A 19,253-nucleotide genomic window follows, 5' to 3' on the forward strand; every position below is an offset into this window, starting at 1 on the left:
ATTCACAGACGAGTAAAATCATTAAATATTGCCAGAGCCATCAAAGAGAAGAGGATTGCACCTCCCACTCTGTATCCCATTTCCTGAACTTTTTCAGGCACCGGTTTACGAGTAACGGCCTCAATAGCGAAAAAGAGCAAATGTCCGCCATCAAGCATAGGCAGCGGAACCAAATTAATAATTCCCAAGTTAACACTAATCAGAGCCAAAAAGCCCAAGAAGTAAACCAAACCGTAATCGGCGGTTGTCCCTGCACCTTTGGCTATTGAAATCGGGCCACTCAAGTTATTTAAGCCAACATCACCAACGATGAGCTTCTTAAGCATTGTCAGCGTCAAACCAATGATTTGACCTGTTTTATCAAATGCTTTTCCTACAGACTCAATTACACCAAATTGTAACTCAAAGCGATAATCTTCTGGCCATTCTGCGACTTCTGGAGCAATACCTGCATAGCCGATTGTGGAACCATCAGAAAGCTCGCGGCTTTTTGGCGTCATAACTAATGACTGTTCAGTACCATTTCGCAGGACTACAAGGTCCAAGGGTGTCATCGGGTTTGAACGGATTAACTCAACAACCGACTGCCACTGTTCAATAGGCTGCCCATTAATCTCAACAATTTTGTCGCCAGCTTCTACCCCTGCATCGTATGCCGCACCGTCATCAATGACTTGAGCGAGCACTGTCGATATCTCTGGAGAATACGGTCTAAAGCCCAGCGTTGTCATTGCAGATTCAGTTTCTGGGTTGAATGACCAGTCTGAAATATCCAATGTCATCTGTTGTTCAAAGCCGATATCGTCTTGAGAAGAAACCGTTACAGTCATGGACTGATCACCAATATGCGATATCAAACCCATATTGACTGATTCCCAATCTGCGGTTTTGATTCCCGAAATAGATTTAAGTTCCATTCCAGTTTCAATTCCGGCTTGTGCAGCAATAGATTGCAGAGTAACTTCACCAATTACGGGTTTAACCGCCGGCACGCCAATCAAAAATACAAGCCAATACGCAAAGACGGCAAAGATAAAGTTAAATGCAGGACCTGCACCAACTATCGCCGTTCTTTTCCACAATGGCTTCTTATCAAAAGCGTATTGTTGCTCGTCTTCAGAAAGGTCGTCTACACGACCATCAAGCATCTTAACGTAGCCGCCCAATGGAATGACAGACAAGCTGTACTCTGTGCCATCACGACCAACTTTGCTCCAGATTGATTTACCAAAACCAATCGAGAATTTCTCAACTTTCACACCACAACGACGAGCAACCCAGAAGTGTCCAAACTCATGAACAGCGACCAGAATACCAAGCGCTACAATAAAGGATGCGAAGTTCCACAGAATTCCACTCATGCTAGCTGCTCTTTAATAAATTGATTGGCTAATTGACGAGACATATTATCGAGCTCGAGGAGGCTTTCCAAGCTATCTAAGCCCTCAGAGTTATGTTGTTCACATACTTTGCTCATAACATGCTCGTTAATGACGGCAATATCGGTAAATTTCACTCGATTGTTCAAGAAAGCATCGACTGCAATTTCGTTTGCTGCGTTAATTGCGGTTGTAGCATGCTGACCTAAGTAACACGCTTCAATCGCTAATCTTAAACATGGGTAACGGCTAAAATCGGGTTCTAGGAAAGTAAGCTCGCCCACTTTGGTGAAATCCAGAGGCTTAACACCCGCTTCAGTGCGCTCAGGGTAAGACATCGTCAAAGCGATTGGCGTCGCCATATCAGGCTCGCCCATTTGAGCAAGCACAGAGCCATCCTTGTACTGGACCATAGAATGAATCACAGACTGAGGATGAATAATCACTTTTAACTGCTCTTGAGAGGCATTAAATAACCATTTCGCCTCAATGTACTCTAAGCCCTTATTCATCATAGTCGCTGAATCGACCGAAATCTTAGGACCCATAGACCAGTTAGGGTGTGCAATAGCTCGTTCTGGAGTTACCGACTCCAGCTCAGCAACGTCCGTATAACGGAAAGGACCACCCGAACCAGTCAAAAGAATATGGTTGATACCGTTCTCTTCTAAATCACAACGGCCTAGGTTAGTTTGTACGTTTTGAGGTAGGCATTGGAAGATAGCATTGTGCTCACTGTCTACAGGAAGTAGTTCAGCACCGTACTTTTCTACCGCATCGATAAACAACTGCCCAGACATCACCAAGGCTTCTTTATTAGCAAGCAAAATACGCTTACCAGCCTTAACCGCAGCCATTGTAGGAAGTAAACCTGCCGCTCCCACAATCGCAGCCATTACCGTGTCCACTTCCTCTAAAGAAGCAACCTGACACATGCCTTCAGTGCCTGAAAGCACTTTTACGTTAGGGTAACTCGCGGACAACACTTCAGTCAGTTGAGACGCTGCATCAGGGCAAGCCATAGCAACATAGCTTGGCTGCCACTTTTTAACTAGCGCCAGCATCTTTTCAACATTCGAGCCTGCAGCCAGTGCAACCACTGAATAGAGATCTGGGTTTTGCTCAACGACTTTTAGTGTACTTGCACCAATTGAGCCGGTGGCGCCAAGGATAGTTAGATTTCGCATCACATATGACCGTAGAAATGTAATAAAGGGCAGAATCACTGCCCTTTTTTATTAGAATGCTAAATAAAGCAGAGCAAAGACAGGGAATGCAGCCGTTAAGCTATCTATTCTATCTAGTATACCACCATGACCAGGAATCAGATTACTGCTGTCTTTCACCCCAGAAACACGCTTAAACATGCTTTCAACAAGGTCACCTAGAACAGAAATAACAACGGTCACAAGGGTAATAACAATCATGTGAAGTGGGCTTGTGAATTGGATGTCAAACAAGTCAGCAAAGATCCAAGCCACGATCACCGCAGTAATAATGCCACCAATAAGACCTTCAATCGTCTTATTCGGGCTTACCGCTGGTGCCATTTTACGCTTACCAAAACTCTTTCCTGAAAAATAAGCACCGCTATCCGCCGCCCAAACAAGCAAGCAAACAAACATCACCAGTTTTGCACCGTGGTAAGGATCAACATCGATACCGTTAGCACGCAGGATAACCACACTCCAGAAGAATGGCAGCAGAGTCAACACACCAAAGGCGTGACGAAGAAGAGAAGAGTCTTTCCATGCAGGCATAGACTTAGGATAAGTCACCGCCATGCCACTCGCTATTACCCACCAAATTGAGCCAATCGTTAGAATAGCGTAGTGAGCAGTAGACAAGTTATTAAGGCTAAATGCATCAAAAGGGATAAGAGCAAAACTTGCAGCACTAACTACAACCGTTGGAATCAACGCTAAATAACGCGATTTGCTTTCAACAAACTGAGTCCACTCCCAAAAACCCAATAGCGAGATTACCGCTAGCGAAAGAATAAATGTAGGAAGTGATAACTCGAAAATACCTAGAATAACTAGGGGAGCTAAAATCAACGCCGTAATAATTCGTTGTTTCAAACCAAAAAATCCTTATTAACTGTCCATCAGAGCTTTAATTTGCTCACCGGTGCATCCAAAACGACGCTCACGGTTTACAAACCAAGTCACAGCTTCTACTAAGCTGTCTTCATTAAAGTCTGGCCAGAATTGTTCAGTGAAATACATTTCGGCGTAAGCCAACTGCCAAAGCATAAAATTACTAATGCGGCATTCGCCACTGGTACGGATAAGTAGATCGACTTCAGGAATATCTGCCATTGTCAGGTGCTGTGTAATCATAGCTTCATCAATATCATCTACATTAATATCACCAGACTTTACCTGTTGAGCAATAGAGGTCATTGCTTGCTGAATATCCCACTTACCGCCGTAGTTAGCTGCAATATTAATAACCATACCCGTATTGGTGCTAGTCAAAGCTTCCGCTTCTTCTATCTTCTTTTGTAGTCGATCATTGAAACGACTTTTATCACCAATAACACGAAGTTGTAGATTATTTTTATGAAGCTTTTTAACTTCACTCGACAGCACTGAAATAAACAGTTCCATCAAGATACCGACTTCTTCTTCAGGACGACGCCAGTTTTCGCTACTAAATGCAAAAAGAGTAACGGCTTTAATGCCAAGTCTGGCTGCAGAAGAGATAGTTTTACGAACGGCTTGAACACCGTTTTTATGGCCAAAGACGCGAGGCTTGCCCTGAGCTTTTGCCCAGCGACCATTACCATCCATAATGATAGCAATGTGTTTAGGAAGAGAGTCTGTGAACGCTTGAGAATTATGCATAAAAGAGTGAATCAAATTCTAATAGTCGAACAGAGTAGCATAAAAAAACGCTGCACCGTGAGTACAGCGTTTTTCCGGAAAGAAAAGAATATGGAAAATTAAACTTCCATCAACTCTTTTTCTTTAACAGCTAGAACTTCGTCTACGTTCTTAACCGCAGCGTCAGTTAGCTTTTGAATTTCGTCTTGTGCTTTACGATCTTCATCTTCAGAGATTTCTTTATCTTTAAGAAGTGCTTTTAGATCGCCATTCGCGTCACGACGGATGTTACGGATAGCAACACGACCACCTTCAGCTTCGCCACGAACGATTTTAACTAGGTCTTTACGACGCTCTTCCGTTAGCGGTGGAAGTGGAACACGGATAACTGTACCCGCAGACATAGGGTTTAGGCCTAGGTCAGATGTCAGGATTGCTTTTTCAACTAGAGGAGTCAGTGTTTTATCAAACACTGTAATAGCTAGTGTACGTGCATCTTCAGCGATAACGTTAGCTACTTGAGTCAAAGGCGTTGGAGCACCGTAGTACTCAACAGTAAGACCAGAAAGTAGGCTCGGGTGCGCACGGCCTGTACGAATCTTTTGCAGGCTGTTTTTTAGTGCATCAACACTTTTTACCATGCGCTCTTGAGCGTCTTTTTTGATTTCGTTAATCACAATTTCACCTTGATTATGTTCTTTCTTCAAGAAAGCTTTTTATTTGGAGTGATAAGGATAAGCTTACCAAGGTACAACACCTCAGTAAGCCCGAAAAATTAGTCAGCGTCGCTGATTAATGTACCTTCAGTTTCACCCATAACCACGCGACGTAGTGCGCCTGGTTTATTCATGTTAAATACACGGATTGGCATTTTGTGATCACGTGCTAGCGTAAATGCAGCCAAGTCCATTACTTTAAGTTCTTTATCAAGAACCGTGTTGTAAGACAACGTATCATACAACTCTGCGTCTGGGTTTGCTACAGGGTCAGAAGTAAATACACCATCTACTTTTGTCGCTTTTAGAACTACGTCAGCTTCGATTTCGATACCACGTAGACATGCAGCAGAATCCGTAGTGAAGAATGGGTTACCCGTACCAGCAGAGAAGATCACAACGCGACCTTGACGTAGTTGGCTGATTGCATCTGCCCAGTTGTAGTCGTCACAAACACCTTTAAGAGGGATTGCAGACATTACACGTGCGTTTACGTAAGCACGGTGAAGAGCGTCACGCATTGCAAGGCCGTTCATTACCGTTGCAAGCATACCCATGTGGTCACCAACAACGCGGTTCATACCTGCTTCAGCAAGGCCTGCACCACGGAAAAGGTTACCGCCACCGATAACAACGCCTACTTGAACACCTAGTTCAACCAATTCTTTCACTTCTTGAGCCATACGATCAAGGATCGTCGGGTCAATACCAAAACCTTCTTCGCCTTGTAGTGCTTCACCGCTAAGTTTTAACAGAATACGTTGATACGCCGGTTTAGGGTTCGTAGTCATGGAGTTTACCTTCCAAAGAGTTGATGATTAACAGTCATGGATAAAAACTGAATAGCTCAGTTTGCATTCATAACAGCTAAAAAATAATTCACTATTCATAAAAAGACCGCAGCATTTGCCACGGTCTCTTTTCAAACAATACGCTAAGGATTAACCTTTTTGTACCGCTGCAACTTCGTCAGCAAAGCTCATTTCAGCTGCTTTCTCGATGCCTTCACCAACTTCTAGACGTACGAAGTTAGATACTGAAGCGCCTTTCTCTTTAAGGATAGCGCCAACAGTTTGCTTAGGCTCCATGATGAAAGCTTGACCAGTTAGAGAGATTTCGCCCGTGAATTTCTTCATACGGCCAACAACCATTTTCTCTGCGATTTCAGCTGGTTTGCCTTCGTTCATAGCGATTTCAACTTGAACTGCTTTTTCTTTCTCAACTACGTCTGCAGGTACGTCTTCTGGGTTTAGGAACTCAGGACGTGATGCAGCAACGTGCATTGCAACGTGCTTAAGAGTTTCAGCTTCGCCTTCACCAGCAACAACAACACCGATTTTCTCGCCGTGACGGTAAGAAGCTAGTGCAACACCTTCAACGAATTGTACGCGACGGATGTTGATGTTTTCACCGATTTTAGTTACTAGTGCGATACGCGCTTCTTCAAATTTAGCTTGAAGTTCAGCGATTTCTAGACGTTCTGCTAGAGCAACTTCAGCAACTTCGTTAGCGAATGCAAGGAAACCTGCATCTTTAGCTACGAAATCAGTTTGGCAGTTAACTTCAAGAAGAGCAGCTGCGCCGTTTGCTTCTTTGATGATGATTGCGCCTTCAGCAGCAACGTTACCAGCTTTCTTAGCTGCTTTTGCTGCGCCAGATTTACGCATGTTTTCAATTGCTAGCTCGATGTCGCCTTCAGCAGCAACAAGCGCTTTTTTACATTCCATCATGCCCGCAGCTGTGCGTTCACGAAGTTCTTTAACTAGAGCTGCAGTTACAGTTGCCATTCTCTATTCCTCAGTAAATTCTAAAAAAGATAAAAAACAGGGGCCTAATTAATTGGCCCCTGATATTGACTGTATTCAGTCCGTTAAGCCATCGATTATGACCGCTTAATGTGAACTAAATATGGCTCAGAGCCGCTATTATTCAGCTTCTACAAAACCGTCTTTTTCAGCAGCTACAGCAGCAACATCTTTGTTGCGACCTTCTTTAACCGCGTCTGCAGCAGCGTTTAGGTAAAGCTGTACTGCACGGATTGCATCATCGTTACCTGGGATAACGAAGTCAACGCCGTCTGGGTTAGAGTTAGTATCAACTACAGCGTAAACTGGGATACCTAGGTTGTTTGCTTCTTTAACTGCGATGTGTTCGTGATCAGCATCGATTACGAATAGAGCGTCTGGAAGGCCGCCCATATTCTTGATACCACCAAGAGATTTCTCTAGCTTCTCCATTTCACGAGTACGCATTAGAGCTTCTTTCTTAGTAAGCTTGTCGAAAGTACCGTCTTGAGCTTGCGCTTCAAGTTCTTTCAGACGCTTGATAGACTGACGAACAGTTTTGTAGTTCGTTAGCATACCGCCTAACCAGCGGTTGTTAACGTAGAACTGGTTGCTGTTGATAGCAGCTTCTTTAACAGCTTCAGATGCAGCGCGCTTAGTACCAACAAAAAGAACTTTACCTTTCTTCTCGCCAACTTTAGCGATTTCAGCTAGAGCTTCGTTGAACATTGGTACAGTTTTTTCTAGGTTGATGATATGTACTTTGTTACGAGCACCAAAGATGAATGGCTTCATTTTTGGGTTCCAGTAACGAGTTTGGTGACCGAAGTGAACACCAGCTTTAAGCATATCGCGCATTGATACAGTTGCCATTTTAAAATCCTCTATGGGGTTAGGCCTCCACATCCCCCATGAATCCGACCCCTAACAACTAACCACTTTTCAGCCGTTATCTGTGTTGTTGAGGCACCCCGGAACATGTGTCGGAATGTGTGTGATTTAAAGAAATAAGTTAGTGGACATAAAGCTTGTTTCGCCAATTGGAGAAAACAGTCCTGATGTCCGGCGCGCTTTATACCATATTTTGTCTATCTATGGCTAGAAAAAATTCTAAAAATGGCGACTGCTATACTGATCCCTATCGGCGAATTTCACCTATAAATAGTGTCGCTATTCATTCACTTCAGGCTCAATAAATCGCTCACGATTCACTCACGTTGAGCAGTATCCACCAGCAATGTATGGACATGGGAATGTTGCGCTAAAATGCTGCACTGATAGAATAGCCCCAATATGCACACTTAGGTGCTACCAAATTAAGAGATATGCAATGGCTGTAAAAATTAAAACTGCTGAAGAAATTGAAAAAATGCGCGTCGCCGGCAAGCTGGCTTCTGAAATTCTAGAGATGATTGAACCTCACATCCAAGTAGGTACAACGACAGAAGAGCTAAACCAAATCTGTCACGAGTACGCTCTAGAAAGAGGCGCATACTCAGCACCACTTGATTACCACGGTTTCCCTAAGTCAATCTGTACGTCTATCAACCACATTGTGTGTCACGGTATTCCAGCATCACAAGATGAGACTGGCAGCACAGGTCAATTCAAACCGGCGGTACTAAAAGATGGCGACATTCTTAACGTTGATATCACGGTAATCATCCCTGATGACGAAAACGCTGATCTAAGCGTTCGTCCACAAGGTTACCACGGTGACACCTCTAAGATGTTCCTTGTAGGTGAGGTTTCTCCAGCAAACAAGCGTCTGTGCATGGTTGCTCAAGAAGCACTTTACGAAGGCATGCGCCAAGTTAAGCCAGGTGTTCAACTTGGTCAAATCGGTACTGCTATCGAGAAGTACATCAAAACAAACAACAAGAACAACCCACGCGCTAAGTTCTCTATTGTTAAAGATTACTGTGGTCATGGCATTGGTTCTGAGTTCCACGAAGATCCACAAGTGGTTCACTACAAGAACAGCGATCGCACCGTGCTAAAAGCAGGTATGTGTTTCACTATCGAGCCAATGATCAACGCGGGTAAGTTTGGCTGTCGTCTTGATGACGAAGATAGCTGGACAGTATACACAGCAGACAGCAAGAACTCGGCTCAATGGGAGCATACTCTGGTTGTAACTGATACTGGTTGTGAAGTACTAACACTGCGCAGCGATGATACAATCCCACGTATCATGAAGAACGCTTAGTTCACCGAACTAAACGCATCAGCCTTTTAAAAATATCCTCGCATTGTCGAGGATATTTTTTTATCCACTCAATTTCGATTTTCCATCAGCTTCTGTTAAATTGTTTACTATTCTCATTTGCTTGCACGGATAGCAGACTATGCCTTATCAATGCCCTCTTACGTTCAATGACGAACAAATTGAAATCTGCGAATTAAAAAATCAGCTCGAAATCTTCACGCAGTATCAAAAAAATGAATTTCTGAACCACCACCCCGTCACCGATTTGGTTCTACTGCGCTCCGAATACATGGATTTACTTCTCAATCGTTTGTGGGAAAATTTCGGATTCAACAAACTGCCTCATATTTCACTTGTCGCTGTGGGCGGTTATGGTCGCGGCGAACTGCATCCTTTGTCTGACATTGATATTCTCATCGTCTCTCAAAAAACATTGCCACCAGCGCTCGGCGAGAAAGTCAGCCAGTTCATCACCCTACTCTGGGATCTAAGATTAGAAGTCGGCCACGCCGTGCGCACCATTGCCGAATGTCTTGAGATCGGCATTGATGATTTAACCGTTGCGACCAACCTTCAAGAGTCGCGATTGTTATGTGGCAGTGAAGACACCTTCCAAGAACTAAAACTGAAGATTCATTCCGATTCATTTTGGCCAAGTGAAACCTTCTACAAGGCTAAGATTCAAGAACAGAGAGAGCGTCACGCTCGTTATCACGACACCACTTACAACCTAGAGCCGGACATTAAATCGACTCCAGGCGGACTCAGAGACATCCATACCCTGAGCTGGGTTGCGCGTCGCCACTTCGGTGCGACCTCTTTGTTAGAGATGAGTAAATACGGTTTTCTAACCGATGCTGAGTATCGTGAATTAGTTGAGTGCCAAGATTTCCTATGGCGAGTTCGTTTTGCACTGCACATTGAACTGCGCCGTTACGACAACCGCCTCACCTTTGCTCATCAAGCTCAAGTCGCTGAACATCTGGGTTACAGTGGTGAAGGCAACCGCGGTGTTGAGATGATGATGAAGGAGTTCTACCGAACCCTTCGTCGTGTTGCTGAACTGAATAAGATGCTGCTTAAACTATTCGATCAAGCGATCATCAATGGCGGTCAGACCCAAGACGCTGAGATTCTCGACGATGACTTCCAACGCCGAGGTTCGTTGATCGAAGCGCGTAAGCCTGCCCTATTCCAGGCAAGACCAGAAACCATTCTCGATATGTTTATCCATATCGCCAATGACTCGACGATCGAAGGGGTAAGTCCACCAACATTGCGACAGTTGCGAACGGCGCGTCGTCGATTGAACCGATTCCTGCATACCATTCCTGAAGCTCGTGACAAGTTCATGGATCTAGTTCGCCACCCTAATGCCCTGCACAAAGCCTTTAGCTTAATGCACAAATTGGGCGTGCTCTCTGCGTACTTACCGCAGTGGAGCCAGATCGTTGGTCAGATGCAGTTTGACCTATTCCATGTTTACACCGTGGATGAGCACAGTATCCGCCTGCTCAAGCACATCAACCGCTTTGGTCAAATCGAAAACCACGATAAGCACCCTATCTGCTGTGAAGTCTATCCTCGAGTACAGAAGAAAGAGTTACTGATCCTTGCTGCTATCTTCCACGATATAGGAAAAGGCCGCGGCGGAGACCACTCTGAGATTGGTGCGGTTGAGGCTTACTCTTTCTGTATTGAACATGGGCTCTCAAAGCCAGAAGCCAAACAAGTGGCGTGGTTAGTACAAAATCACCTATTGATGTCAGTAACAGCTCAACGTCGTGATATCTACGACCCAGATGTGATCACCGAATTCGCCAAAAAAGTGCGTGATGAAGAATCACTCGAGCTACTGGTTTGTTTAACCGTTGCCGATATCTGTGCGACTAACCCTGAGCTATGGAACAGCTGGAAGCGCACCCTGTTAGCTGAGCTATTCCACTCTACGCAGCGCGCACTGCGCCGCGGCTTGGAAAACCCTGTTGATGTCAGAGATCGTATTCGTCATAACCAACAAATGGCGTCAGCTTTGCTACGTAAAGAGGGATTCACCGCTCGTGAAATTGAAGTGTTATGGCAACGCTTCAAAGCCGATTATTTTTTGCGTCACACACATAAACAAATCGCTTGGCACTGTGAGCACTTACTTCGCCTAGAAGACCCAAGCCAACCGTTAGTGCTGATCAGTAAGAAAGCGACGCGTGGTGGCACAGAAGTGTTCGTTTACTGTAAAGACCAAGCGGCACTGTTTGCGACCGTGGTTGCCGAACTCGACAGACGTAACTTTAACGTTCATGACGCGCAGGTCATGGTCAGCAAAGATGGTCATGTTTTGGATACCTTTATCGTACTAGACCAACACGGCGAAGCGATTGATGAAGCAAGACACAAAGCCGTTGCTAAACATCTGACTCATGTATTGGCTGATGGCCGTCCGACTAAGATTAAGACGCGTCGCACACCACGTAACTTGCAACACTTTAAGGTCAAAACCTTAGTTGAGTTCCTACCAACCAAGAGCAAGAAGCGCACCTTGATGGAGTTAAGAGCTCTTGATACGCCGGGGTTATTGGCTCAAGTAGGTGCAACCTTCGCGGAACTAGACATCAACTTACACGGTGCAAAAATCACCACCATAGGTGAGCGAGCAGAGGATTTGTTTATTCTGACCAGTGAAGCAGGTGGAAGACTGTCTGAAGAACAAGAACAGGCGCTAAGAGAACGATTAACCGAGCACGTTTCGGAACTCGCACCTTAGAAAGCGAATTCAGTCTAAAAGCAGGTTTAATAACCAAATAAGTGTGGGCAAAGATAGAGAGCGATCTTGCCCACAACTTACAATCAATTCACAGATATCAACTATCTAGCTCGTCGTTAGGCTGCTACATTGATCAAGTCAATTACATAAAAGTATTACATTCATAACCTAGAGGTCGCTTATGTATCCAAACCTCACTGGCTTAGGTATCCACGAACCTAAACAGATTGAACGTTACTCCCTTCGCCAAGAAGCGCACAAAGATATCCTGAAGATTTACTTTCGTAAGCAGAAAGGTGAACTGTTCGCGAAAAGCGTTAAATTTAAGTACCCACGACAAGTAAAAAGTGTGCTTGTTAGCGGTGGCAATAATCAATACAAAGAAGTGACAGAGATTAACCGCAACCTCACTCTTGTGATTGATGAGCTCAACAAGATCACCAAACCGACGCCAACGGCTGAAGTGGATGTGAAGCAGAAGATCCTTACCGACTTACGCCATCTAGAGAAAGTGGTATCAAGTAAGATCGCTGAGATCGAAGCCGATCTAGAAAAGCTAAAATGATCCCGCGACTAACTATTACTGTTAACTAACCAACATTAGTTATGCCGTTAAGGTTATGCAGATACAAAAAGGGCTGATATCACTATCAGCCCTTTGTTTTTTATTCTATTTGTCTCTACTCACTTAGACTCGCGATTGCCTAAACACGCGAGACTTACTTAGACAAGCAAGTTTGAGCATCGATTAAGTTAGTATTCCACTCAAAGGTTTCAAACAACCTTAGCCAAGTTTCATCCAGGTTGGCTTTCATCACCAACTCTTCTTTTGTGAAAGGATGGATAAAGCGAAGCTCAGAAGCGTGCAACAACAAACGATGCGAATCTAAATCATCACGGAACAGTCGGTTGTGCTTACCATCACCATGTGAGGTATCACCGACAATCGGATGTCTTAGGTGAGCCATATGACGACGTAACTGATGTTTGCGGCCTGTCTTTGGCATCATCTCAACCAAGCAGTAGCGGCTGGTTGGAAAACGTCCTGTTGTGTATGGTACTTCTACTTTTGCTAGCGGTTCATAGACTGTCACCGCCTCTTGCGCTTCTTTGTCTTCTTTCGCGAACTTATCTGCGATCTTATCCAGCTCAACCTTAAGTGCATAATCGAGCGTATCGCCCTCTTCTATCCAACCACGGACAATCGCATGATAGGTTTTTTGCATCTCATGATTAGCGAACATTGGCATCACCTGTGAAGCAACCTCACTCGACAACGCAAATACCAACACACCCGATGTCGGTCTGTCTAGGCGGTGTAATGGAAATACATGCTGACCAATTTGATCGCGCAATGTCTGCATAACAAATTGCGTTTCGTGTTTATCCAGCCATGAACGATGCACTAGCATGCCTGCGGGCTTATTCACCGCGACAAAATACTCATCTTGATAAATGATCTCTAACATTACGCGCATACCTCATCAATGCTCTGAATCGTCACTAGCAGTTCGACTTTGTCTGCCTCATTTTTCCACACTTCAACAAAATAAGGATGGATAGCAAAGCCTTTCGGTAGGCTCATTTGGGCATCCATCATTGCGTTGATCTTAACGATAAAGATCCACTGCAACCACTCTTCTGGCTTTAGAGAATCGATAGCAAAAGGCTCAACGCTCGCCAGAGCTTCATTCGAAGGCGGAAGCGCGCTCCATAGGGAACATTGGCGCATTTGTTGTTCTAATTGTTGAAGTAAAAGAGGTAACTTTGTGGCTGCTGTCATTTTTCACCAAGTTATTTATCTAGTGACCTTGAAATTGGGGCATAGAGTACCATCTATTTAGGAAAGAAAGTTAGGAGCTTTATTACTATGGAAACGATTCACACGCTCACTCAGTTACTAAAGAATAGCGGTTGCCAATACGATATCTACGACCTAGGTCGTCGTATTCAGAAGATCGACAACACCTTATTCTCTGATGTTGAGCAAGGGAAACAGCCGTACCCATTTCCACTTCAGAAACAAGCTCACTTAGCGATTAGCTACTGGAACGAACACAAGCAACCGTGGATCTGGTTCCTAAAATTCAAACTGGACGAAAGAGGCCTATTACATCAAGGTGATGTCGGCAATTTTCTTAAGTTTGTTATCGAAGCGATGGGCACACGTTTGAACGGTGAGATCAGCGAAGAGCAACAACAAAAGCTGTCAAACAACCCATATACCTTCAAACCTTCAGAAGACAAAATGGCCGTGTTCCATAGCCAAGTAAGAGCAGGTTTAGACCTTGCAACGAGCCAATACTACGAACACGCTCAACACTACTTCACCGGCGAACTCGGTTGGGACAACTGGAAAACCGTTGGCCTACAAGGCATCACTGATATGTGTGCTCGCTTAGGCAGCCAACAAAATGGTGTCGCGATTCGCAAAGCATTGAACAAACTGCCATCAGAACCTCTATACGCAACACTAGGGGCGCTTGAGCACACGCAAATCAATGACAAGCTGGCTCAACGCTTACAAGAGATGGCAGAGAATGAGATTAACAGCCAAGAGCCGGATCTGTTCTTACTTTCGGCACTGGTACGTGCCCTTTCTGGCGCAGAGCAAAGCACAACGAATTCCGTAATTAACCAAGTACTGGCGAGCCCACGCTTAAGCCATCAAGAGGTGTTAATTGGTTTGGCTGGTCGTAGCTGGCACGCACTGCAAGATCCATCGATTGCTGAGCAATTCTTGTTACGCCTCGCACAAACAGGCAACCAGAACCTGTTCAATCAGTTATTTGCAGATTTAGTGATGATTCCGACACTAAGAATGGTATTTTTGCCGTTGTTGAATTCGAACCCATCACCAGAACTTGCCAATGCACTTGTTGAATTACAACAAGCGGCTAAGTCGCAATAGATACCAGACATAACAGCTCAGTAGCTCATAACAAAAAGCTCAAATCACGAACGGAATAGAGAGATAAAAGGAAGTATGGATTAAATGATAGATAACTTATTGGCTATTTTGATGCTGTGCTTCTTTTGCTTTCTGTTTTGGCAGCAGCGCAGGCAATCAGAGCTTGCGAAAGCTGCCATTGCGAGAAAATGTAAAGAGCTCGACTTACAGCTATTAAGTGTTGCCTTTAGTGGTCATAAACTTAAGATGCGCCATGAGCTCACCACCATTTGGCGTTGGCACACCGTGTACCAATTTGAGTTTTCGGCGTTGGGTGATGACCTGTACCAAGGGAAACTGACCATGGTGGGTTTCCGTTCTATGCGGTTTGAGCTTCAGCCTCATAGAATGTAACGTCGCAATACTCGGTATAACGATATTCATGATAAGGGCCAAACTGATCTTGTTTGGTCTCTTTAAATGCAAAGCCTAATTTTTCTAATAGCTTAATCGATGGGTTGTGGCCGACATTCACAGTCGCAACAACATTCGTTAGACGCTCTTCAAAACGTACTAAACTGAAGAAAGGCTTTAGTACCTCACTGGCAAAACCTTGATTCCAGTATTCTTTATCCAAAATAAAGCCAAGTTCATGCTTACCCTTTTCCGATGAAACAAAGACATGTCCAAGATATTCACGGGTTTGGTTGTGGATTATCGCGCGGCAAAAGCCTACGTTATCTTGCAGTATTTCTTGAAAGAGATGCTTCGCAGAGGCGACAGAGTGAGGCCCATTCATTTCAGCACGATTAATGGGGCAGCAATTTAACTTGATAAAGTCGAGTTCTAGCTGTTCAGTATAAGGTACCAACAGCGTTCTTGAGGTTGCTATCGTCATAAAACACTCCTTGTGTTGACCATTAGCAGAAAAGCAGATGTTGCGCTCTTAGATGAAAAAGCTCTCGATTGAAAAGAGCCTCCTAGACAGAGAAAGCCTCAGGAAAAGAAAAGCCCCGACACCGAAGTGTCAGGGCTAGGGTCTTACTCGCAGCAGTCCGGCTACTAATTAATGCTCCATGCATCATCCATAATAGTGGCTGTAATCCTTCAGCTCTTTCCTTTACTTCGCCGTCCTAGCGGTGTCCAATCATCCTGAAAGCTAACAATCCTAGTTAGCGCACATCACTTGTTCCGTGAGCGGTGTCCTTTACATCGTCCTGATGCTAATCCAACCCTTTAATCCTAAAGGTGTCCATTGTCATTCCGTTGCAGCTAACTTCCTGTTAACTGACTGTATCCCTACAATGTCCTTACGCTCCATGCTTGATCACTCAATCCTAAGTAACCAAATCTTCATCCTGAAGATAACCAAATCCTTGGTGCTTTCCTGTTCCGTGTCAGAATCCTTCCGACAAGGTTTAATTTACGCGATTTAGGATTCCGGACAATAGATTTGCATCACACTTTGAATTCAAGAAAGTTGTTAATTATATAAAACAACTAAAATTCAACACCTTAACCATATGCACATCAATCTCTCTAGCGATGTATTCGTGTTATCTCACAGCCTTTGTAAGAGATCTCTCACAAGCCATGGGCGGTTTTATGATTCGCTATCATTCACCAGAGCGAGTAAAATGACTAAGGACTAAAAATGGAGGTCAACATGCTGACAAAAGATGTTTCTGAAGAGTTGAAATCAGTGCTTGAAGGACTGCAAGCGCAAGGGAAAGAGCCGACAGTTGCTTTAGTTAAGGCTCGTATGAGCACATCTGTTCCGATGCCCGCTTTAATCACGACTATCAAGAGCTGGAAAAGCGCAAATCGCGTTCCTAAAGTTGAAGTCGCGACACAAGAAGAGCCGGCACTTGATCGTGTTAGCCAGCTAGAAAAGCAAATCCTTGAACTCACCGCTCGTGTTGCCATGCTTGAAGCTAAACTAACTGATCAATAAGGCAACTGAGCAATAAGCTAACAGAGAAATAGAACACTATGAAGATATGGGTTGATGCGGACGCTTGTCCAAAGGTTATCCGAGAAACAATCGTACGCGCAGCTGAGCGCACAGGGGTTGAATGTACCTTTGTGGCAAACCATCTGGTTCCCGTTCCTAAACGCAATAACATTCACTCGATTCAAGTGCCAAGCGGATTTGATATTGCGGATGATGAAATCGTAAAACGCACTGAACCCGGCGATCTTGTGATTACATCCGATATCCCTCTGGCTGACGAAGTGATCACTAAAGGTGGGCAAGCCCTGAGCTCTCGTGGCGAGCTTTACACCAAAGAGACCATCAAAGCGCGCCTGAATATTCGTGACTTTATGGATACCATGCGCTCAAGTGGCATCCAAACTGGCGGACCAAGTGCCCTTTCTCAAACCGACCGTCGTGAGTTTGCCAACCACCTCGATCGCCTGCTAGCCAAACGTTAACCACAGCCTTCCTAACGACGACACCTTTGATCGTCGTTTCTTAATAGCTGTAGCCCCGATGAAATTTTAATCGACATACTCCGTTCTTGATATTTATTACAATAACGGAGTATTGCTTATGATTCGTCGAATTGCCCTCTCGCTATCCATTCTTTTTGGCAGCACCCAAATTTCTTTTGCCGATGAAAACTTTGCTGGTGAAGGCTTTGCCGATAAAGACCTTACCAATAAAGAGTTCGGAATCATCGGAGGCAGCATCACCTATGGTGAAAGTGTTTTCTCCAATAAAAGTGCCCCTCAATTTGGCGCTACACCCAACCTATTCTACTCCGGCCCAAAAGGCTTTATTGATGGCAGCTTAGCCAATTGGCAACTGCTCCCTTACGTAGGACTATCTGGAAACTGGCGCTTTGCTGAGGTGTCAGACACTTTTGTGGACCTACCTAACGGCATTCAAGACAGAGATGGTAATGGGGAGCTGGGGATAACGTTAGGTACGGTAGGCGCACGACTTACCTACTTACACGATGTGACTTCAGAACATAGCGGCTACGAAGTTCAGCTTCACTTAGGCAGAACATTAGAAACCTGGACGCAGCCATTCACCATTACGCCCTACCTAGAGATCGATTATCGTGACAAGAAACTGTCCAATCACCTTTATGGTATTTCTAACACCGAAGCTTCTGCCTCAGGGTTAAACCAGTTTGATGCAGGGTCAACGTTTGTTTATCAAGCGGGGTTAATCGGGCTCTATGAGTTCACGCCAACTTGGATTGGTATCGCTCGAGCAGACTTGATTCATCACGACAGCGACAGCGCTTTGATACAACGAGATTTAGGCTGGTCATTTGAATTTGGGGTTACCTATCGTTTCGCCGGATTATGAGTTTACTCGTCCAAATAAACGAGCCAACCTATTTTACATGTACCATTTTGAAATCGGTCAAGATGGTGCTCCAAGTCTGATTCCTACAACGATATACACTTAACACATATCAGATATTGAAACGGATCATTACCTCCTCGTAGCGCAGACATGGATACTCCCTCTTTTAGTGAACACATGAGTGCACCATGCTACGTAAAACAACGACTATTTTTGGCTCGTTGCAATGGATCTGCTCCCTGCTTCTTGGATTCTCTTCTACTTCTTTAGCACAAGAAGATACCGTTCTCCCCTCAACACCAGACAACAAAGATAGCGGATTATTTTCACTGCTTGGGGGCCCGGCTTACATGCCAGAAACTGGCTTTATGCTAGCCATCGGTGGATTGTACTCATTTAACACGACACCTGAACAGCCGAGTAAAACTCAACGGTCTTCCATCACATTAGTGGGTATCGCTAATGAGATGGATAGCGGCGTCGGTTTTGGTGTTCGTTCTAAACAAAAAATATTTTCTCCACAGAATAAACTGCGCTACTTCGGCCAATTATCGATGGGTAAACAAAGCTTGTACTATTTCGGTACTGGTTATCAGTCAGGGGTCAATAACGGTAAAGATGAAGAGAACTTAGTCGACTATGACTTCGTCACCTACAACGCTGATCTCGGAATGCACTTGGGTAACAACATTTACCTAGGGCCAATACTTCGCCTGCAGTATAAAAAGGCGATTGAAGAATCTATTTCATCAAACGTCGCTCAAGATACCGATTTTATCTACGGTCAAGATAACCCCTTCACGCTCGGGGTAGGTGTAGCCTTACAATGGGATACCCGCGACATCGCAGTAAATGCTCGTCAAGGTCAGTTTCTGAGCCTTGAATATGCGAGCTACCAAGACAACTTTGGCAGTGACTCCAATTTTGAAAAAGCTGAAGCCGATTACCGTCTGTATTGGACACCAATCAAAGGCTCCACCTTGGCTTTTCTCAATACTGCAAACTTAAGCGCAGGCGATGTTCCCTATTACGAACTGCCAACCTTTGGCGGCCAAGATTCCATGCGTGGCATCTATTACGGACGCTACCGTGATATGCACAGCGTCGAGCACACCATGGAGTATCGCCAGTCATTTATGAGCAATGATGATTACACCAAACACGGCTTTACGATGTGGGCCGGTCTCGCAACAACGGCTGAAAACATCAATGACCTGTATCAGGATAAAATTTACAGCTACGGCGTTGGCTATCGTTATGAACTCCAACCTCGTATGAACGTTCGTGTCGACCTCGGCTTTGGCTCTAATGATGCACAAGGCCTTTATCTGTCGATCAACGAAGCGTTTTAAGAGGTCAGC

General features: G+C 44.6%; 20 protein-coding genes. 9 read left to right on the forward strand and 11 right to left on the reverse strand.

What is annotated here, in order from left to right; all coding sequences use genetic code 11:
• Window positions 1-2: 2 nt before the first annotated feature.
• The 8 genes from rseP to rpsB form a co-directional block, all read right to left on the reverse strand.
• Window positions 3-1,361, reverse strand: a complete 1,359-nt coding sequence (gene rseP, locus IQQ51_RS15340; RefSeq protein ID WP_193841528.1) for a sigma E protease regulator RseP — start codon at window positions 1,359-1,361, stop codon at window positions 3-5.
• Entirely contained in the window at window positions 1,358-2,566 is a 1,209-nt protein-coding gene (gene ispC, locus IQQ51_RS15345; protein ID WP_193841529.1) for a 1-deoxy-D-xylulose-5-phosphate reductoisomerase, read from the reverse strand. The genes rseP and ispC overlap by 4 nt, the downstream gene beginning before the upstream one ends.
• A gap of 51 nt (window positions 2,567-2,617) precedes the next feature.
• Window positions 2,618-3,460, reverse strand: a complete 843-nt coding sequence (locus IQQ51_RS15350) for a phosphatidate cytidylyltransferase (RefSeq protein ID WP_050633976.1) — start codon at window positions 3,458-3,460, stop codon at window positions 2,618-2,620.
• A 15-nt stretch (window positions 3,461-3,475) separates the two neighbouring features.
• Complete coding sequence (locus tag IQQ51_RS15355; protein ID WP_017063364.1) at window positions 3,476-4,228, reverse strand: isoprenyl transferase; 753 nt, start codon at window positions 4,226-4,228, stop codon at window positions 3,476-3,478.
• Between the two features lie 98 nt (window positions 4,229-4,326).
• Complete coding sequence (gene frr, locus IQQ51_RS15360) at window positions 4,327-4,884, reverse strand: ribosome recycling factor (RefSeq protein ID WP_017060741.1); 558 nt, start codon at window positions 4,882-4,884, stop codon at window positions 4,327-4,329.
• Window positions 4,885-4,982: 98 nt separating this feature from the next.
• The gene (pyrH, locus tag IQQ51_RS15365) at window positions 4,983-5,714 is read right to left on the reverse strand and encodes a UMP kinase (protein WP_017630771.1); all 732 of its coding nucleotides are present in this window, start codon (window positions 5,712-5,714) and stop codon (window positions 4,983-4,985) included.
• A 150-nt stretch (window positions 5,715-5,864) separates the two neighbouring features.
• Window positions 5,865-6,710: a translation elongation factor Ts gene (gene tsf / locus IQQ51_RS15370; RefSeq protein ID WP_193841530.1), complete on the reverse strand. Its 846-nt coding sequence runs from the start codon at window positions 6,708-6,710 to the stop codon at window positions 5,865-5,867.
• Window positions 6,711-6,848: 138 nt separating this feature from the next.
• The gene (rpsB, locus tag IQQ51_RS15375; RefSeq protein WP_032547152.1) at window positions 6,849-7,580 is read right to left on the reverse strand and encodes a 30S ribosomal protein S2; all 732 of its coding nucleotides are present in this window, start codon (window positions 7,578-7,580) and stop codon (window positions 6,849-6,851) included.
• A 457-nt stretch (window positions 7,581-8,037) separates the two neighbouring features.
• Between rpsB and map the strand changes: the two genes are divergently transcribed.
• The 3 genes from map (at window position 8,038) to IQQ51_RS15390 (ending at window position 12,242) form a co-directional block, all read left to right on the forward strand.
• Window positions 8,038-8,916 carry a type I methionyl aminopeptidase gene (gene map, locus IQQ51_RS15380; RefSeq protein WP_048612219.1) on the forward strand — a complete coding sequence of 293 codons (879 nt, stop codon included), beginning with the start codon at window positions 8,038-8,040 and terminating at the stop codon, window positions 8,914-8,916.
• A gap of 139 nt (window positions 8,917-9,055) precedes the next feature.
• Window positions 9,056-11,677 carry a bifunctional uridylyltransferase/uridylyl-removing protein GlnD gene (gene glnD, locus IQQ51_RS15385; protein WP_050644945.1) on the forward strand — a complete coding sequence of 874 codons (2,622 nt, stop codon included), beginning with the start codon at window positions 9,056-9,058 and terminating at the stop codon, window positions 11,675-11,677.
• A gap of 181 nt (window positions 11,678-11,858) precedes the next feature.
• Window positions 11,859-12,242: a DUF3461 family protein gene (locus IQQ51_RS15390; RefSeq protein ID WP_004734354.1), complete on the forward strand. Its 384-nt coding sequence runs from the start codon at window positions 11,859-11,861 to the stop codon at window positions 12,240-12,242.
• Between the two features lie 154 nt (window positions 12,243-12,396).
• Here the strand turns inward: IQQ51_RS15390 and truC are convergent, their stop codons facing one another.
• Window positions 12,397-13,146 carry a tRNA pseudouridine(65) synthase TruC gene (truC, locus tag IQQ51_RS15395; protein ID WP_193841531.1) on the reverse strand — a complete coding sequence of 250 codons (750 nt, stop codon included), beginning with the start codon at window positions 13,144-13,146 and terminating at the stop codon, window positions 12,397-12,399.
• Window positions 13,146-13,460: a YqcC family protein gene (locus IQQ51_RS15400; protein ID WP_193841532.1), complete on the reverse strand. Its 315-nt coding sequence runs from the start codon at window positions 13,458-13,460 to the stop codon at window positions 13,146-13,148. The genes truC and IQQ51_RS15400 overlap by 1 nt, the downstream gene beginning before the upstream one ends.
• Before the next feature lie 87 nt (window positions 13,461-13,547).
• Here IQQ51_RS15400 and IQQ51_RS15405 point away from each other — a divergent pair, with 87 nt between their 5' ends.
• Window positions 13,548-14,588, forward strand: coding sequence for a DUF3549 family protein (locus IQQ51_RS15405; RefSeq protein ID WP_048616184.1), 1,041 nt, complete (start codon window positions 13,548-13,550; stop codon window positions 14,586-14,588).
• A gap of 84 nt (window positions 14,589-14,672) precedes the next feature.
• A complete protein-coding gene (locus tag IQQ51_RS15410) occupies window positions 14,673-14,981 on the forward strand; it encodes a DUF3301 domain-containing protein (protein ID WP_017060748.1) in 309 nt (102 codons plus the stop codon).
• On the opposite strand, the gene IQQ51_RS15415 is transcribed toward IQQ51_RS15410, so the two are convergent.
• Window positions 14,947-15,465 (reverse strand): GNAT family N-acetyltransferase, encoded by a 519-nt coding sequence (locus IQQ51_RS15415; protein ID WP_193841533.1) that lies wholly within the window; start codon window positions 15,463-15,465, stop codon window positions 14,947-14,949. The genes IQQ51_RS15410 and IQQ51_RS15415 overlap by 35 nt on opposite strands.
• A 768-nt stretch (window positions 15,466-16,233) precedes the next feature.
• Between IQQ51_RS15415 and IQQ51_RS15420 the strand changes: the two genes are divergently transcribed.
• The 4 genes from IQQ51_RS15420 to IQQ51_RS15435 all read left to right on the forward strand — a co-directional run bounded on the left by IQQ51_RS15420 (window position 16,234) and on the right by IQQ51_RS15435 (window position 19,244).
• Complete coding sequence (locus IQQ51_RS15420; protein ID WP_017069390.1) at window positions 16,234-16,521, forward strand: hypothetical protein; 288 nt, start codon at window positions 16,234-16,236, stop codon at window positions 16,519-16,521.
• Window positions 16,522-16,559: 38 nt separating this feature from the next.
• The gene (locus IQQ51_RS15425; protein WP_009847429.1) at window positions 16,560-17,003 is read left to right on the forward strand and encodes a YaiI/YqxD family protein; all 444 of its coding nucleotides are present in this window, start codon (window positions 16,560-16,562) and stop codon (window positions 17,001-17,003) included.
• 118 nt (window positions 17,004-17,121) lie between these two features.
• Window positions 17,122-17,892, forward strand: coding sequence for a MipA/OmpV family protein (locus IQQ51_RS15430; RefSeq protein ID WP_193841534.1), 771 nt, complete (start codon window positions 17,122-17,124; stop codon window positions 17,890-17,892).
• A 188-nt stretch (window positions 17,893-18,080) separates the two neighbouring features.
• Window positions 18,081-19,244, forward strand: coding sequence for a BamA/TamA family outer membrane protein (locus IQQ51_RS15435; RefSeq protein WP_193841535.1), 1,164 nt, complete (start codon window positions 18,081-18,083; stop codon window positions 19,242-19,244).
• Window positions 19,245-19,253: the final 9 nt, after the last annotated feature.

This window comes from Vibrio sp. OPT18 (assembly GCF_015163615.1).
Taxonomy (GTDB): Bacteria; Pseudomonadota; Gammaproteobacteria; order Enterobacterales; family Vibrionaceae; genus Vibrio; species Vibrio coralliirubri.

Excerpts from the sequence above, each read along its gene's own strand:
- IQQ51_RS15390 (WP_004734354.1), top strand. The coding sequence starts at position 11,859 with ATGTATCCAAACCTCACTGGCTTAGGTATCCACGAACCTAAACAGATT.
- map (WP_048612219.1), top strand. The coding sequence starts at position 8,038 with ATGGCTGTAAAAATTAAAACTGCTGAAGAAATTGAAAAAATGCGCGTC.
- glnD (WP_050644945.1), top strand. The coding sequence starts at position 9,056 with ATGCCTTATCAATGCCCTCTTACGTTCAATGACGAACAAATTGAAATC.
- IQQ51_RS15355 (WP_017063364.1), bottom strand. The coding sequence starts at position 4,228 with ATGCATAATTCTCAAGCGTTCACAGACTCTCTTCCTAAACACATTGCT.
- rseP (WP_193841528.1), bottom strand. The coding sequence starts at position 1,361 with ATGAGTGGAATTCTGTGGAACTTCGCATCCTTTATTGTAGCGCTTGGT.
- truC (WP_193841531.1), bottom strand. The coding sequence starts at position 13,146 with ATGTTAGAGATCATTTATCAAGATGAGTATTTTGTCGCGGTGAATAAG.
- rpsB (WP_032547152.1), bottom strand. The coding sequence starts at position 7,580 with ATGGCAACTGTATCAATGCGCGATATGCTTAAAGCTGGTGTTCACTTC.
- pyrH (WP_017630771.1), bottom strand. The coding sequence starts at position 5,714 with ATGACTACGAACCCTAAACCGGCGTATCAACGTATTCTGTTAAAACTT.
- IQQ51_RS15420 (WP_017069390.1), top strand. The coding sequence starts at position 16,234 with ATGCTGACAAAAGATGTTTCTGAAGAGTTGAAATCAGTGCTTGAAGGA.
- IQQ51_RS15415 (WP_193841533.1), bottom strand. The coding sequence starts at position 15,465 with ATGACGATAGCAACCTCAAGAACGCTGTTGGTACCTTATACTGAACAG.
- IQQ51_RS15435 (WP_193841535.1), top strand. The coding sequence starts at position 18,081 with ATGCTACGTAAAACAACGACTATTTTTGGCTCGTTGCAATGGATCTGC.
- IQQ51_RS15410 (WP_017060748.1), top strand. The coding sequence starts at position 14,673 with ATGATAGATAACTTATTGGCTATTTTGATGCTGTGCTTCTTTTGCTTT.
- IQQ51_RS15405 (WP_048616184.1), top strand. The coding sequence starts at position 13,548 with ATGGAAACGATTCACACGCTCACTCAGTTACTAAAGAATAGCGGTTGC.
- IQQ51_RS15430 (WP_193841534.1), top strand. The coding sequence starts at position 17,122 with ATGATTCGTCGAATTGCCCTCTCGCTATCCATTCTTTTTGGCAGCACC.
- ispC (WP_193841529.1), bottom strand. The coding sequence starts at position 2,566 with ATGCGAAATCTAACTATCCTTGGCGCCACCGGCTCAATTGGTGCAAGT.
- tsf (WP_193841530.1), bottom strand. The coding sequence starts at position 6,710 with ATGGCAACTGTAACTGCAGCTCTAGTTAAAGAACTTCGTGAACGCACA.
- IQQ51_RS15425 (WP_009847429.1), top strand. The coding sequence starts at position 16,560 with ATGAAGATATGGGTTGATGCGGACGCTTGTCCAAAGGTTATCCGAGAA.
- IQQ51_RS15400 (WP_193841532.1), bottom strand. The coding sequence starts at position 13,460 with ATGACAGCAGCCACAAAGTTACCTCTTTTACTTCAACAATTAGAACAA.